This is a genomic window from Methanobrevibacter wolinii SH, assembly GCF_000621965.1.
In the GTDB taxonomy this organism is placed as follows: Archaea; Methanobacteriota; Methanobacteria; order Methanobacteriales; family Methanobacteriaceae; genus Methanarmilla; species Methanarmilla wolinii.
The window spans coordinates 17,479-33,285 of the sequence record NZ_JHWX01000016.1 but is presented as its reverse complement, the minus strand read 5'-3'; the positions used below and the strand labels follow the sequence as shown (position 1 = coordinate 33,285).

Sequence of the window (15,807 nt, the reverse complement as noted above, 5' to 3'; positions counted from 1 at the left end):
TTTTAAGAATTAGATGATTTTAACAATTAAATATATTTAATTAGATTATTGTTTTCTTAAAACCTTCTTTAATTAAGATATTTATCTCTAATTTAAAATTTTAAACTTTAAATAAATAAGTTTTTAAAGTGTTATTTATTTAATATATTTTTTTATTTTTCTCAGTGGTTTTGTTATTTTCCAACTATTGAATTTAATAATTCTGTGTTTTGTTTTTCTATTTTTTCTATTTTGTTTTTTAGTGTTGTGTTTTGTTTTTCTATTTTTTCTAGTTTATACTCTTCAAGTGTATTAGAGTTCATTATTATTTCGTAGGTTTCTAATTTTTCATTAGGTATTAACTTATTATTTGTATTTATTTGTTTTAATTCTTCTTTTGCTTTTTTAAAGTATTCTTCTGTATCTGCTTCTAATATATATTGTGATATTTGTACTAATTTAAAACATTCAAATTCATTTTCTAATTCTTTATAGTAATTGTTTTCTTTTAGGAATTTTTCTACAATTTCTATTATTTTGTAGATATCTTCCCTGTTTTTATTTGTATTCATTATAGAGTTTGGGTTTTGTCTGTAGTAATAGAAGTATTTTGGTATGTATGATATTTTTTCTGCTCTTAAAAGAGTTTTTACATGAAATGGAACATCTTCAAATATAAGTCCTGTATCAAAATAGAAATCATTATATTTATCTAGAAATTCTTTTTTATAAAGTTTATTCCAAACAGCAAATGATTTATTGAGGATGTATGGTTTTATTTTTTTGTAGTTAAATGTGTAATTATTAAAGTTAATATTAGGGTTTGTTTTTTCAAGATTAAATCCTGGAGCATTATATCTTATGTTATTTTCATTAAAATGGGCCATTTTATAAACTACTATATCTGAGTCATTTAAGATTGCATTTTGGTATAGTTCTTTTAATGTGTTTTTTGCTATGTAGTCATCTGAGTCTATGAAGTATATGTAGTCTCCTTTGCTGTTTTTTAGTCCTTTGTTTCTTGCTACACTTAATCCTTGATTTTTTTGGTTTATTATTTTTATTCTTTTATCTTTTTTCTTATAAGTTTCTAGTATATCAATGGAATTATCTGTTGATCTATCATTTATGCAAATAAGTTCAATATCTTCTAATGTTTGCTTAAGTATGCTGGCTATGGCTTCTTTTAGATATTTTTCACTATTATAAACAGGTATTATAACTGAAACTTTGACCATTTATCCACCTTTTTCTATTATATTAAAATTGATATTTAATTATATATGGTTGATATTAAGCAGTATTATATTAGTAATTTTATTTAATTATTTTTTAGATTTATTGAAATCTTGTGTTTTATATAATAATTTAAAAATATTTAATACTTAAAAATTAAATTTGATAAGTTTATTCTAAAAATTAGGAGGATTTAACAAAATATTTCTTTAATCTATTATAGTATTTTATTATTTTTTAATTTTAAACTTTAATATTATTTTTTTATTAGTTTTACTGCTTAAGTTTTTATTTTCTTTTTCATTAGTAAACCTAGATTTTATAAAAGTTTAAATAAAAAATATTAATTTTTTAAATAAAATAAGCTTTAAAATCTTTAAAAAAAGTATGGAGAAGATTATTCTCTACTATATATTTTTACAGCTTCATCAGGATTATCATATAATCCACATGCTGCAAGAGCACCTATTTTTCCATGATCTCCTGTAACTGCAATTAAATCTATTCCAAGTTCATTTGCAATTTTTTCTGCAGTTTCAACATCCATCATACCAGTTTTAGTTTTATGTGCATATTCTCTTAGTTTATCTGGTATTCCAATTCCTGTTTTAACTGCAATGGATGTTTTATCAGATAAAGTATCTCTTTTTAATATTTCAATAACTCTGTTAATTAACTTATCTTTATCTTCTTCTTTTACAGCAAAAGTTAAAGCTATTGAAACACAATTTTGTGTTTTATGTGGATTCTTAGGATAAAGTTGACAAATAACATGATCTAAATATTCAAAACCTTCATTTTTAAGTTCTATACCCATGTTATGTGCCATAGTCCATGTTGCACCTTTATCTTTAACATCAGTATCATCTACACCAATTACTACTTTTTCCATTTTAGGTGTAACAACATTAGCTTTACCAAGTTTAGAACCACCACCTTCCTCTAAAAGCTCTATATATTTAACACCATCACCCATACCTCTACACATCGCTGCACCTACACCAGCACCAGCAAGACCAGCATGAGTAACTTTAACTTCATCACCATCTACAGAAACTTCTTCAATTCCTGCAGCATTATAACTTGCTTTTAGTTTAAGTGGTGATTTACCAATTTTACATATAAAATCATGTTTATTTCCATCACGGGAAGCTTTAATAATTAATGGACTACTATGTTCATATTGTTTTACTAACCAGTTAGATCCAGAAATACATGGATGGTACTCAACAATTTCAACTGTATCTCCATCTACCATAGTAATTTCTTTTTCATATGGTGCAATCCAAGGGTCATCATATTTTTCTTTTAAATCTTCAGGTTTTAAAATTTCCATATAATCATCTAAAAAATAAGAGTATTAAAAAAATATTATTAAAATTTTTATCTTTATAAAAATTATATCTTAATTATTTCAATTAATATAATATTTAAAGATAAGTTTTAAAGTTTATAATTAGCTTTCATCTAATTCTTTTAATCTGTCACAAAGTTTAACTGCTGCTTCAACAGCACTTTTACCATAGGTAACACGTCTATTAGCATCAAGTCTAGTCATACCTGGACCACTAATACCTAATGTTACTGGTTTATTGTAATCTAATGATAAATCAACAATTTTACGTGCAGCATGTTGAGCTACAATTTGATCATGATCTGTTGCACCTTCAATAACAGCACCTAATGTTATAACTGCATCAATATCATCTCTTTCAAGTAATTTTTTAATAGGAAGTGCCATATCAAAAACACCTGGAACTACAAAGACTTTTGTAATTTCACAGTCTCTTGATTTAGCTTCTTCTTTAGCTAATCCTAACATCATTTGTGTAATATCATAATTAAACTCAGCAACAACTGCTCCAATATTATATTTTGCCATATTTTATTCTCCAATTTTTATTATTAATTTTTAGATTTAGTATATTTTTAAATATAATCATGCCATCATAACTACAAATGCAGCTATTCCACTTACAGCCATAATTAATATAATAAATAATGCTGCCCACTGTATACGAGTCATATTTTATATACCTCATTAATTTTTTTGTTGAAAACATTATATATTTATAATTGATTTATTAAATTATTTTATTTAAAATTAAAGATAAATATTATCTTAAATTTAGGGATTTCAACAAGATATTTTATTTAAAATTAATTATTAATATTATATTTTTAATAATATAATAAATAATCTTTATTATTTTTTTTAATAATTATAATATTCCTTAATTTTTAAAATATATTTTATATTCATTTTTGATTCTATTGAAAATTTATTTTAATAAAATTTCTAAAAGTCATTTATTTTTAAAATAAATTGAATAGTTTTATATTTAAAAATATTTTAATGAATTTAATATTATAATTTTTAAGTATACTTGAAAACATTTATTAGATACTTTAATTAATATAATAAATATTATTGTATGATTATTATGTCTAATAAATTACCTATTAAAAAGTCTTCTGAAGATTCAAAATTAGTTAAAGTAAATATTAATGATTTAAATAAACAACTAGATTTTTATAATGAAACTTTATACAACTTAGAATTATTAAATAGTAGATATTTTAATCTCCAAAAATCCTTTAATAATTTAAAAATAGAAAAAAACAATCTAAAAAAAGAAAACTTTCAATTAAAAAGCATTAATAATAATTTAATAAAAGAAAATAAAAATTATAAAAATCTTATGAATACTAAGGTTTATAGATGTGCTAGCTTTTTAAGAGTTTTAATTGATAAAATTAAATCTATTTAATATGGTCTTTTATGATTTCTTTTAATGTATCTTCAACTGTGAATATATTTTCAATATATGATAGGTATCTTGTATCAATTTTACTTAAAATACTATTTTTTTCACATATTCTCCATATATCTGTACCACTCTCTAGATAATCACTTATTTTAGATGGTAAATATGGATTTTTATCAAATATTCCTTTAGTTTTAGCATCACATACAATTAAACAATCAAATTTCTTTGTTAGATTAAGATATTCTAAGTATGAAACATAAGAATTAATTATAATATTGTCTTTTATTGGCATTTCATTTATAAATTCTCTAGTTTTTTCAGGATTAGGTACAAAAATATGAATTAAAACTTTATCTTTTAAATTATCATCAAGTGCATATAATGAAGAGAAAATATTATAAATATTTCTTGTTTTATAGAATACTCCAAAATATCCTAAATTAATTTTACTTTTATCTATTTTATAATCTGATTCTTTAATATTATACCATTTTTTATCAGGTAATGGATGGTTAATGATTCTTGATTTATTAAATACCTCTTTTTTAATATCTTTAAAATCAGGATTTTCTAACATTAACTCTCTTTGATTCTCATTAGTATATATGATTTCATCTGCTAAAATATAAGGTAAATATTCACTATAAAAAAAATAATTATCAGTATTAAATGTTTTATATCCATTTTTATAAATAATACTATTTATTTTATTTAAATCTTCATGATTAATCGGCCTATATCTAATTTTACCTTCAATATCTGGAAGATTTGGATCTGAAAACTCTGCAATCCATTTAACATTAGGATTTTTAATTTTATATGCAAATGCTAAATAATGTGACATAGGTTTCATAGTCCTACTATATATTACTTTATATTCTCCATTTTTTTTAGTTATTTTATTAATCTCATTTAAAGCATCTATTACAAATTTTTTCGTGTTTTCCCATTTGTATTCATCTTTATTAATAGGGGTATCTAGGAAAATATCATTGTTAATATATTTCTTAATTAAATCATAAAATTCATTATCTTTTCTTTGTTTTAGTTTATTATGAACAATATCTACTTTTTCTCCATGATTATATACTTTCCTTGCAACAATATTTCCACTAGTATCAACATATGGTAGAAAATTATATATACATACTAATGTATTAGATTTTTTATTTTCCATATTATCTCCTTTAATTTTAATTATTAATTACTATATAAGAAACTAATCTCTTTTAATGCAGATACTAATTTTTCAATATCTTCAATATTATTGTATAAATGTATTGAAGATCTTATTGTACCTTCTTTTGCATTAATATGTTTTATTGCAGGTATTGCACAATGATGACCACTTCTAAGACAAATATTTTTAGATTCATCTAAAATCTTACATATATCATGTGGATTGGCATTATTTAGATTAAATGAAACTATTGAATTATTATTTTTACTTCCATAAGTTATAATATTATCAATTTCATTTAATGATTCATATAATATTCTTGTTAAATCTTTATCATATTTTTCAATATTATCTATACCAATACTTTCAATATAATCTATAGCCCTTCCAAGGCCAATAATACCTGCTAAGTTCTGAGTACCTCCTTCAAATCTTTGAGGTGAATCCTCTAATTTAAAATCTTTAAAATCAGTATTTACAATAGTTCCTCCACCAAGATTTTGAGGATATATAAGATTCTGATTAGACTCTTTAATATAGATAAATCCTGTTCCAACTGGACCTAAAAGTCCTTTATGTCCAGGAAATGCCATGAAATCTGGATTTAATTTATTCATATCAACATTAATATGTCCAACAGATTGTGCACCATCAACAAGAAGATAAGTATTAGTTCCATCTTTATATTGATTTTTATGAACAAGTTTTTCTATACCTTCAATATCTTGTATTGAACCTATTGCATTACTTACATGGCTTATTGCAATAAGTCGTGTATTTTCATCAAGAAGATCATTAATAGTGTCTTTTTCTATAATTCCTTCTTCATTTGCTTTAGCTATTTTAATGTTTATTCCTTTTTTTTGAAGATTAAGCCATGGTATAAAATTAGAGTGATGTTCTATATCTGAAATTATTATATTATCTTCCTTTTTAAAATTAAAACCATTACTTATTAAATTTATACCTTCTGTAGTATTTTTAGTAAAGATTATTTCATTTTTTTTACAATTTATAAAATTAGAAAGTTTCTCTCTTGTTTCTTCCATTTTACTCGTGGTTTTTATTGCATTTTTATATGATCCACGTCCTGCATTTGAATTGTATTCTAGGAAATATTCTTCCATAGCATCTACTACTGGTTTTGGAGTAAGTGATGTACTTGCAGAATCAAGATAAGTAATATTATCTAATATTGGAAAATCTTCTCTAATATAATTTAAATCTATCATAAAATCATTTTTAGTAATTTTTTTTATAAAGATTAACTTTGATAATTATTCTTTAATGATATAATTATTTTTTAACAAAGTCAAAATTAACTTTATAAAAATTTTTTATAAATTATTTTAATATATTATTAATCATTTATAAATAATTTATTTTAATAAGTAAATTTTATATATGATTTTCTAGTTTTAATAGGCTTTTTTAAGATTTAAATATAATGTTTATTATTTGTTTTATATTTTTAAGTTATTTTTAATTAAAAAAAGTTTTAAATATCTTGATTTTAGATTTTTAATTAGTTTTTAAATAGGAAAGTTTAAACTAGTTAATTGATTTTTTAGTAGTTTTTAATTAAGATTTTAAATATAATTTTAATTTGAAAATCTTTTAAATAGACTTTTAATATTTATTTAGCTGAATTTAAGAATTAATTTATAAAAAATAGTATTTTAATTAGTAATTGTAAATTTAATAAAAAAGTGAAATTATCATTGACAAATTGTCATGATAATTTTTTTTATTTATAATGCATTTTTAATTGCTTCACTCATTTCCATAGTAGATGCATTTCCACCAAGGTCACCAGTAACATCTTTTCCTTCTTCAAGAACTTTAAGTACTGCATTTTCTAATCTTGTAGCAGCTTCTTGTTCACCAAGGTAGTCAAGCATCATTTTTGCAGATAAAATCATAGCAATAGGGTTAGCTATTCCTTGACCTGCTATATCTGGAGCAGATCCATGTACTGGTTCAAATAATGCATTATTTTCACCAATATTTGCTGATGGAATTAAACCTAAACCTCCAACAAGACCAGCACCTTCATCTGATAGAATATCTCCGTAAAGGTTAGTTGTAACAATAACTTGGAATTTATTACCTTGGGTAATAAGATACATTGATGTAGCATCTATATAGAAATCATTTGTTTCGATTCCTTGATCTTTGTATTCTTCAGCTACTTCATATAATATTTTTTTAAATAATCCATCAGTTTTTTTAAGTACATTTGCTTTGTGAACACCAGTAACTTGGGTTTTATTATTGTTTTTAGCATATTCAAATGCATATCTAATTATTCTTTCTTCTGCTTTTCTTGTGATAATACGTCTTGCAATAGCACCTTCGTCAGTATATTCTTCTTCTCCAGTAATATACATACCTTCAGTGTTTTCACGTACAATCATAATATCTAAATCATCAAATAATGCTTTAGTACCTGGATATGATTTTACAGGTCTAAGATTTGCAAATAATTTTAAAGATTGTCTAAGTTTTACAATAACATCAGCAGCAGATTCTCCTGCAGCACCAAAAAGACATGCATCTGAATTTTTTACAAGTTCAAGTGTTTCATCAGGTAATGCTTTACCTGTTTTTTCAAGACATTCATCTCCTGCAAGACCATATTCATATTCAAAATTGATATCTAATCCATCAAGAACATTAATTGCAGCTTCCATTACTTCTTTACCAATTCCATCTCCAGGAACTACAGCTATTTTATACATTTAATCACTCACTTAATTTATAATAATTATAATTTTAAAATTTTAATTACTCAATCTATTAGTTGAGTATATAAATAATATGTATATATTATATATTTTATTAGTTAATAAATAATCTATCTATTTTTTTTAATATTTTGAAAATCTTTTAATTTAAAAATTAATTTTCTAGAATCGTTTTATTTTTAATTTTAAAATAAGGTTTATCTTTAATTTAATGATTTTAATAAAAAAACTTAATATTTATATTTTATATAAGATAAAATATATTTAATTTTTATATAATTTCATGTTTTATCTCTTTTAGTTTGGGGGAATTTTTTATTAATTTTAATTATAATTCTAAAGAATTAAGTTTAACAATTATTTTAAGTTTAGTTTTTTCTTTTCTCCTTGAATTTTATATAATTCTTTTAGAAAATCCATCTAAACATAATTTTTTAAATTTATTCTCAATTAAACACTTTATAATATTTTTAATCTTATTTTTAATAGTTTTTTTAATATATTTTAATAAAAATTTAAAATCTAAGACATTAAGCTTTTTATATAGATATAGGTATCCTATTGCTTTTGTAGTTTTTCTTATTTGTGTTTTATTTGAAGTTAATGGATCATCTTTTGGTTTGTGGGATAATTTTCTAGGTTCTTCTCATAATTCAGTACTTGGTGTTGGTCGTCATATTAGAAGTGATGAATGGAATGTTTTAACTAGTTTAAGTTTTTCACAATATTATAATAATTTTGGATACTTTTCAAATATTCCAACAGCATCCCTTACAGATATGTTTGCTGTTTATGGAAGTCCTGTATTAAGTATACTATTAATATTTAGACCTTTTCAAATAGGTTATTTATTCTTATCTCCTGGAAGAGCATTATCTTTCTATTGGATTGGAAGATTAATTGCATTACTTTTAGTTTCTTTTGAATTTGGAAGATTTATTACTAAAGATGATAAAAGATTAGCTACTGCTTATTCTATATTAATAAGTTTTTCACCTATTGTTCAATGGTGGTTTTCAGTAAATTATCTTGTTGAAATCTTAATATTTGGTCAATTAATATGTTTATGTGTATATCATTATATTAAAACAGATGTTTATAAAAAAAGATTAATTTGTGCTTTGGGATTTATAATTAGTGCTGGAGGATATATATTTTCATTATATCCAGCATGGCAAATTCCATTTGGATATGTCTTTTTATTTGTATTAATTTGGATAATATGGGATAATTATAAGGATTTTAATTATTCAAAATTAGATATTCCAATAATTATAATTAGTTTTTTAATACCAATATTCTCTTTAGTATATTTTATTAGTTTATCAGCAAATACTATACCTCTTATTATGAATTCAGTTTATCCAGGTAGAAGATTATATTGTGGAGGACATGGTAATTTACATAATTTCTTTAATTATATTATAACTATTATATTCCCATTAAGAACAGGTAAAAATCCAGGTATATTTACATTCTTCTATGATTTCTTCCCATTACCTATAATCTTATACTTTATAGTTAATTTCATAGATAATAAGAAAGATAGATTATTAAATTTATTATTTATATTATATTTAGTTTTAATATTCTTTAATTTTCTAGGTTTTCCAGTATTTTTATCTAAAATTACTTTATTATCTAAAACAACAAATGAAAGGGTATTTCTAATTATAAGTTTTTTAAATTTACTTATACTATTTAGAAGTTTAAGTTTAATAGATAAAAACTCTGTAAATAATTTTATTAATAGAATTAAAAATCATAATGGAATTTTATATTTTATATCTCTTTTAATTTCATTAATTGTATGTGTATTAATACAGAAAGGCACTGTAAGTCAAGTTAATCATTTAAGTGTTTACTTAATATTTTCTTGTTTAATTCTTTCACTTGCTATATTTTCTATATTTAAATCATCAGAAGATAAATATAAAAATTTATTCCTTATTATGTGTATATTAATAGGATTTTTAGCTGGTGGATTAGTAAATCCTATTGAATCTGGAGTTGATTATTATAATCAAGCACCTATAAAAGAAGTACAGAGCATTGTTGCAAGTAATCCTAATGCTAATTGGATAATTCTTGGAGATAATTCTCCAGAAAGTCCTCCAATAGGAAATATTTTTATACCTGCAGGAGCACATACTATTAATTCGATTAATACTTATCCTCACCTAGAAACATGGGGAAAACTAGATTCAAGTCATAAATATATAAAGGTATATAATAGGTATGCTTATATTAATGTGATTTTAACAAATAATGACACAAAATTTAAATTAAAACCTAAACATGGAAAAAATTATAAAACAGTTAATAATTCTAATAATAATTATAGAAATGATATATTTGATGTTTATTTAAATGTTAATGACTTAGAAAAACTTAATGTAAGTTATATTGAATCTTCAAAAGATCTTGGAAAATTCAACAATACTAATGTAAGTTTTACTAAAATTTATTCAGTAAACAATAATAAATTAGAAATTTATAAAGTTAATTATAATTCTTAAAAATATAATCATAAGAATTAATAGAATAAAAATTAAGATTAATTTGTGTACTTATAAATTATAATAATTTACTTATATTTTTTTAATTAACTTTATAATTAATAATTATAAATATAATATTCTTGTAGATTGATAAGTTTAACTTGTAAATTTTTAATTATTGTGATATTATGTATAATCTTAATAAATTAAAAGGTATATTAAATTTAAAATGGTTCTTTTTAATTTATTTTATATTTTTATTAGCTTTTACAGTATATCAAACAAAAATATCTCATTTTAATATAAAATTTACTTTAATACCTTTTTTAACTTTATTTATAATTGGTTGTTTTGTACTTTATATATCAAATAGTGATATTCCATTATATAAGGTAGCATTTGTTATAATATTAATATTTGGATTAATGTCTGTATTTTTAACTCCTATTGTTACTGTATGTGATGAAACAGAACATTTTTGGAGATCTGAATTAACATCAAATGGTGAGCTATTTCCAAATTATGTAAGTATTCCTAATTCAAATAAAACATCTTATGAATCAAAAGGTTATCTTACAATAGCTTCAATGTCTCCACTTTATAAAATAACTGGTGATACATTCTATAATTCTTCATGGGCAAATGAGAAAATTAATTATTCAAGTGCTTATGTTTCATCGGCCTTTTGTCAAAATCCATTTTATGGTTATATTCCACAGGCAATAGGTATTGATATTGCTAAAGGTTTAAATCTTAATAATATATGGATGCTTTGGCTTGGAAGAATATGTAATCTTTTAATGTATACAATCATTACTTCATATGCAATTAAAAAAGCACCAATATTTAAAGTTCCACTTATTATATGTTCTTGTATGGCTTTAACAATATATCAAGCAGCATCTTTAAGTATTGACTCAAGTGTAAATGCACTTGCAATACTTTCAATTGGATACTTTTTATATATGTATAAATCAAAAGAAAATTCATTAAATTATAAGAATATCTTAATATTTTTAATGATTTCACTTTTATGTGGATTTACTAAGGTAACATATATGGGATTAGCATTATTAGTATTTTTTGTTCCTAAAAATAATTTTAAAACAGAAAAAGTTAGATATTCAAGGATTATTGGATTTATATCAATTATCCTATTAGATATATTATGGACTAAATTATTTGCTACTAAGCAATTACTTAATTCATGGAGAGGAACATATTTCTTAAAAAATAATGTTAATTTAATAGGTCAACTAATATTTATGGGGCATCATCCAATACAATCTATTAATATAATATTTAATTTAGAAAATATTTGGAATGTAATATGTGGATTATTTTCCTTTGGTAATTTACCACCATATACTTCTATGTTTCTTATAATAAGCTTTTTAATATTTTATTTAGCTATTTGTTTTTTATATCCAAGTGATGTTAAAATAAATAGAAAATTTAGAATTGGAATATTTTTAATTGGATTTTTAATATTCTTTGGTACATATTTTGTACAATATCTTACATGGTGTAATGTAGGATATCCAAAAGTAGTAGGTGTTTTTGGAAGATATTTCCTTCCACTTATAGCATTAGGACCTATGGTATTTAATTTAAATAATCAAAAAGCTAGTAAAAACATTAATTTACTTGTTATATGTTTTATAATATGTTTTTTAAGTTCAATGTTACTTTTAACATATATAAACTTTTATTAAATTTTTTATCTATTATTTTCCTATTTTTATCTATATTTACAATATATTTAAAATAATTATCTTTAAAATTAATTTTACTATTTAATTTTTTATTTTTTTATATATTAAACTTTTTAAATCTTTAATTTTTAAAATAAGTCGTTTTAAACTTAAAAATTGAATTTTTATAAAATAGATTATTAAATAGGATTTTTTTAAAATTAGTTGTTTTATAGAATAATAATATATTCTAATTATTGGCTTTTTTAAAATCCTATTTTGGATTATAAAATTTTGTTTGAAAAATATATAAAAAAAGAATTGGAAAATGGTTTTTTCCAATTTATAAATCTGGATTATTTTTAATCCAAGGAATTAATCCACCACTTTCTAGAATATTTAACATAAATGGTGGTAATTTTTTAAATTTAATCTCTTCACCAGATTCAGTTTTAATAACACCATTTTCCATATCTAATTCAATGGTTTCTCCTTCTTTAACTTTGTCATGAACGCCTGGAGCTTCAATTAAGGGGACACCGATATTTGTCGCATTACGGTAGAAAATCCTTGCAAAAGATTCTGCAATAACTGCACTAATACCTAAACCTTTAATAGCCATAGGTGCATGTTCTCTTGAAGATCCACATCCAAAGTTAGTTCCACCAACAATAAAATCTCCTTTATTCGCTTTTTCACTGAAATCTGGATCTAAACCTTCCATACAATGTTTAGATAATGTTTCTTCATCATTATAAATTAAATATCTTCCAGGTAAGATTGTATCAGTATCTACATCATTACCAAATTTCCATGTTTTTCCTTCCATATTATCTTTCCTCTATGATTTATAATTCACTTGGTAAAGTTATTTCACCTGTAATTGCAGAAGCTGCTGCTACTTTAGCACTAGATAAGTATACTTCTCCATCAGGGCTTCCCTGTCTTCCTTTAAAGTTTCTATTTGAAGTTGAAAGACTTACTTCTCCAGGTCCAATAAGACCAACATGTCCACCTAAACATGGTCCACAACATGGATTAGTGACAAGTGCACCAGCATCAACAAATATTTTAGTTAATCCTTCTTCTAAACATTTAGTGTAAACTTCTTTACTTGCAGGTATTACAAGCATTCTTGTTCCTTTAGCAACATGTTTACCTTTTAATATTTCAGCTGCATCTCTCATATCTTCAATTCTTCCATTAGTACATGAACCTAAAAATACTTGATCTACATGTTTATCTACTTCACTAGCAGGTTTAACATTATCTACATGGTGAGGACATGCGATTTGTGGTTCAAGGTCACTAACATCAATTTCAATTGTATCATAGTTTGCATCTTTATCAGTAATAAATCCAGTATATTTTTTATTAGTTCTACCTTTAAGATATTCTTTAGTTTTTTCATCAGCTTCAAAAAGACCTACTTTTCCACCCATTTCAACAGTCATGTTTGAAAGAGTCATTCTATCAGTCATTTCAAAGTTTTTAGCTGTTGGCCCTACAAATTCACATGCTTTATAGGTTGCTCCATCAGCACCAACTTTACCAATAATACTTAAAATAACATCTTTAGCAGAGGTATCTTTTTTTAATTCACCAGAAATTTCAAATCTAATAGTTTCTGGAACTTTAAACCATAATTTACCAGTTGCAAGAACCATTGCCATATCTGTTGAACCAATTCCTGTTGCAAATGTACCAAATGCACCATGTGTACATGTATGTGAATCAGATCCAACAAGAACTTCTCCAGGTCTTACATGACCTAATTCTGGAAGAACTTGATGGCAAACACCTTCATTTACATCATAAAAGTTTGTAATATCTTGTTCTTTTGCAAATTTCCTCATTAAAATATGGTTATTAGCTGCATCAATTGAGTCAGCTGGTACTTGATGGTCAAATGGAATAACAATTTTATCTTTATCCCATACTTTTTTAGTACCAATTTCATTAAATCCTTTCACTGCAAGAGGACCAGTTAAATCATGAGTCATTGCTACATCAATATTAGCCATTACAATTTCTCCAGCTTCTACTTTATCTTTACCAGATGCTCTAGCTAATATTTTTTCAGACATTGTCATTGACATAATTTTTTCTCCTAAAAATTAAATACTTAATTTTTTAATAAAATATTATAAAAATAATATAATAATTATTTATATGTTTTTTCATTTAATAAATTTTGACTATTTAAATTAATCTAAATATTTTTATTAAAAGTAGGTTAAGTTTTGGATTTGATTTTAATATAAATTTTTATTTAAAAAAAGTTTAATTAAAATAAAAAGTATTAAAATAGATATTTAAAACTATTTATTTAAAATTTGGGTTTGTTGAATTCCTATTTTTTATAAAAATTTAAACAATAATTAATGCTTGAAAATCAATTTTAAGAAAATTTATTCAAAAGATTTTGAGGATTTCAACAAAGCCTAAAATTTAATATAGTGGTCTTGGAATCATTTTTAAAAAATTCTTTTAAATTTAAATTTTAGGTATAATACTATTTTATATTATTATTAAAAAATATAATTTCAATAGATTTAATATAATATTAAATTTTTAAATATTTCTTAGAAATTCTGTTTTATTAAATTTTTAAGTTTTCTAAGAGGTTTTGTTATTTTCCAACTTTTTGAATTTAAAAGTGATTGATTCATTTTTTTTAAATTTTTAATATTTTCATTTTTTTCTTTTATATTAGATTGATTTAATTGTTTTAATTGTGAAATTTTTTTATTTTTTTCATTTATAATATTATAAAGATTTGTAATTGTGTCTTCATTAAATTTGTCATAATCAAAATGTTTAAAATCATGTTTATCTATTTCATTAAGTACTTTTCTATAGTTTTGAGGATATTTTACTAGATATCTTATAATAAAATTTCTTTGGCCTTTATAGTTAGCATCATATATTATATTTTTCATTTTTTTATTTTCAATATTATCTAATGTTTTATCAATACATTCCATAGTATTTAATCTTTCTTTGACATTGAAATTATATGAAATATTTTGATTAGATTCAGAATCACTTCTAAAAACTCTATAATAATTTGCTTCTTCACTATTTTTTACAATATAAAATTCAAAGTCGTTTTTTCCATAAACTCTAGAAAAATATTCAATATCTTCTCCAGTTACTATTTTTTCATTGAATCGTATATTCTTAATATATTTAAATGGTATTAATTTATTTGTTGTAATAAACATAGCATCTATTGCTATTTTATTTGGATTTGTAATTCCTTCATTATTAAGTAGAGAATCTGTAAAATTTGTTTTTTCTAATTTTTTAGTCTTTTCATTTAAATTATAAAAGTTTCCAAGAACTATTCTTTTATCTGCTCTATGTTTATATAAAACTTCAAGGTATTTTGGACTTATATAATCATCATTATCAATAAAGATTACATATTCTCTATCTACTTCTTCAAGTCCTTTATTTCTTGCAATACAAATACCTTGATTAGACTCTATGATTTTTATATTAATTTCTGGATTTTTATTTTTAAATTCTTTTATGATATTTTCTGTATTATCTTTTTTACCATTTATAATAAAAATTGCCTCAAATAGATTATAATCTATTGTTTGATTTTTAAGTGAATTTAAAAGGTTTATAATATATTTTTCTGCTTTATACGTTGGAACTATAATATTAATACCTTTTTTACTCATATTA

12 protein-coding genes are annotated in these 15,807 nt (G+C 22.6%); 3 read left to right on the top strand and 9 right to left on the bottom strand.

Translation table 11 applies throughout. The features are described 5' to 3' along the window. Positions 1–173 precede the first annotated feature (173 nt). The 3 genes from T523_RS02415 to ribH form a co-directional block, all read right to left on the bottom strand. Positions 174–1,217 (bottom strand): glycosyltransferase family 2 protein, encoded by a 1,044-nt coding sequence (locus T523_RS02415; protein WP_042707358.1) that lies wholly within the window; start codon positions 1,215–1,217, stop codon positions 174–176. Positions 1,218–1,612: 395 nt separating this feature from the next. Continuing rightward, positions 1,613–2,551 carry a methanogenesis marker protein 11 gene (gene mmp11, locus T523_RS02410; protein WP_042707328.1) on the bottom strand — a complete coding sequence of 313 codons (939 nt, stop codon included), beginning with the start codon at positions 2,549–2,551 and terminating at the stop codon, positions 1,613–1,615. Between the two features lie 120 nt (positions 2,552–2,671). Further along, positions 2,672–3,097 carry a 6,7-dimethyl-8-ribityllumazine synthase gene (gene ribH, locus T523_RS02405; RefSeq protein WP_042707327.1) on the bottom strand — a complete coding sequence of 142 codons (426 nt, stop codon included), beginning with the start codon at positions 3,095–3,097 and terminating at the stop codon, positions 2,672–2,674. A 562-nt stretch (positions 3,098–3,659) separates the two neighbouring features. Between ribH and T523_RS02400 the strand changes: the two genes are divergently transcribed. After that, the gene (locus tag T523_RS02400; RefSeq protein WP_042707326.1) at positions 3,660–3,986 is read left to right on the top strand and encodes a hypothetical protein; all 327 of its coding nucleotides are present in this window, start codon (positions 3,660–3,662) and stop codon (positions 3,984–3,986) included. On the opposite strand, the gene T523_RS02395 is transcribed toward T523_RS02400, so the two are convergent. The 3 genes from T523_RS02395 to T523_RS02385 form a co-directional block, all read right to left on the bottom strand. Further along, positions 3,979–5,163, bottom strand: coding sequence for a glycosyltransferase family protein (locus tag T523_RS02395; protein WP_042707325.1), 1,185 nt, complete (start codon positions 5,161–5,163; stop codon positions 3,979–3,981). The two genes, T523_RS02400 and T523_RS02395, sit on opposite strands and share 8 nt — an antisense overlap. A 23-nt stretch (positions 5,164–5,186) precedes the next feature. After that, positions 5,187–6,398, bottom strand: a complete 1,212-nt coding sequence (locus T523_RS02390; protein ID WP_042707324.1) for a cysteine desulfurase — start codon at positions 6,396–6,398, stop codon at positions 5,187–5,189. 519 nt (positions 6,399–6,917) lie between these two features. After that, entirely contained in the window at positions 6,918–7,907 is a 990-nt protein-coding gene (locus tag T523_RS02385) for an isocitrate/isopropylmalate family dehydrogenase (RefSeq protein ID WP_042707323.1), read from the bottom strand. A 308-nt stretch (positions 7,908–8,215) separates the two neighbouring features. Here T523_RS02385 and T523_RS02380 point away from each other — a divergent pair, with 308 nt between their 5' ends. Next, the gene (locus tag T523_RS02380) at positions 8,216–10,432 is read left to right on the top strand and encodes a DUF7657 domain-containing protein (RefSeq protein ID WP_042707322.1); all 2,217 of its coding nucleotides are present in this window, start codon (positions 8,216–8,218) and stop codon (positions 10,430–10,432) included. Positions 10,433–10,602: 170 nt separating this feature from the next. Then, positions 10,603–12,129, top strand: a complete 1,527-nt coding sequence (locus tag T523_RS02375; protein WP_042707321.1) for a DUF2142 domain-containing protein — start codon at positions 10,603–10,605, stop codon at positions 12,127–12,129. Between the two features lie 322 nt (positions 12,130–12,451). On the opposite strand, the gene T523_RS02370 is transcribed toward T523_RS02375, so the two are convergent. The 3 genes from T523_RS02370 to T523_RS02360 all read right to left on the bottom strand — a co-directional run bounded on the left by T523_RS02370 (position 12,452) and on the right by T523_RS02360 (position 15,803). After that, on the bottom strand, positions 12,452–12,937 hold the full coding sequence (locus tag T523_RS02370) for a 3-isopropylmalate dehydratase small subunit (protein ID WP_042707320.1): 486 nt from the start codon (positions 12,935–12,937) through the stop codon (positions 12,452–12,454). A gap of 19 nt (positions 12,938–12,956) precedes the next feature. After that, on the bottom strand, positions 12,957–14,207 hold the full coding sequence (hacA, locus tag T523_RS02365) for a homoaconitase large subunit (protein WP_042707319.1): 1,251 nt from the start codon (positions 14,205–14,207) through the stop codon (positions 12,957–12,959). A 486-nt stretch (positions 14,208–14,693) separates the two neighbouring features. Further along, positions 14,694–15,803 (bottom strand): glycosyltransferase family 2 protein, encoded by a 1,110-nt coding sequence (locus tag T523_RS02360; protein WP_052334608.1) that lies wholly within the window; start codon positions 15,801–15,803, stop codon positions 14,694–14,696. Positions 15,804–15,807 lie beyond the last annotated feature (4 nt).

What these genes read in the sequence shown, in the direction of transcription:
- T523_RS02415 (WP_042707358.1), bottom strand. Translation starts at nt 1,217, where the DNA reads ATGGTCAAAGTTTCAGTTATAATACCTGTTTATAATAGTGAAAAATAT.
- mmp11 (WP_042707328.1), bottom strand. Translation starts at nt 2,551, where the DNA reads ATGGAAATTTTAAAACCTGAAGATTTAAAAGAAAAATATGATGACCCT.
- ribH (WP_042707327.1), bottom strand. Translation starts at nt 3,097, where the DNA reads ATGGCAAAATATAATATTGGAGCAGTTGTTGCTGAGTTTAATTATGAT.
- T523_RS02400 (WP_042707326.1), top strand. Translation starts at nt 3,660, where the DNA reads ATGTCTAATAAATTACCTATTAAAAAGTCTTCTGAAGATTCAAAATTA.
- T523_RS02395 (WP_042707325.1), bottom strand. Translation starts at nt 5,163, where the DNA reads ATGGAAAATAAAAAATCTAATACATTAGTATGTATATATAATTTTCTA.
- T523_RS02390 (WP_042707324.1), bottom strand. Translation starts at nt 6,398, where the DNA reads ATGATAGATTTAAATTATATTAGAGAAGATTTTCCAATATTAGATAAT.
- T523_RS02385 (WP_042707323.1), bottom strand. Translation starts at nt 7,907, where the DNA reads ATGTATAAAATAGCTGTAGTTCCTGGAGATGGAATTGGTAAAGAAGTA.
- T523_RS02375 (WP_042707321.1), top strand. Translation starts at nt 10,603, where the DNA reads ATGTATAATCTTAATAAATTAAAAGGTATATTAAATTTAAAATGGTTC.
- T523_RS02370 (WP_042707320.1), bottom strand. Translation starts at nt 12,937, where the DNA reads ATGGAAGGAAAAACATGGAAATTTGGTAATGATGTAGATACTGATACA.
- hacA (WP_042707319.1), bottom strand. Translation starts at nt 14,207, where the DNA reads ATGTCAATGACAATGTCTGAAAAAATATTAGCTAGAGCATCTGGTAAA.
- T523_RS02360 (WP_052334608.1), bottom strand. Translation starts at nt 15,803, where the DNA reads ATGAGTAAAAAAGGTATTAATATTATAGTTCCAACGTATAAAGCAGAA.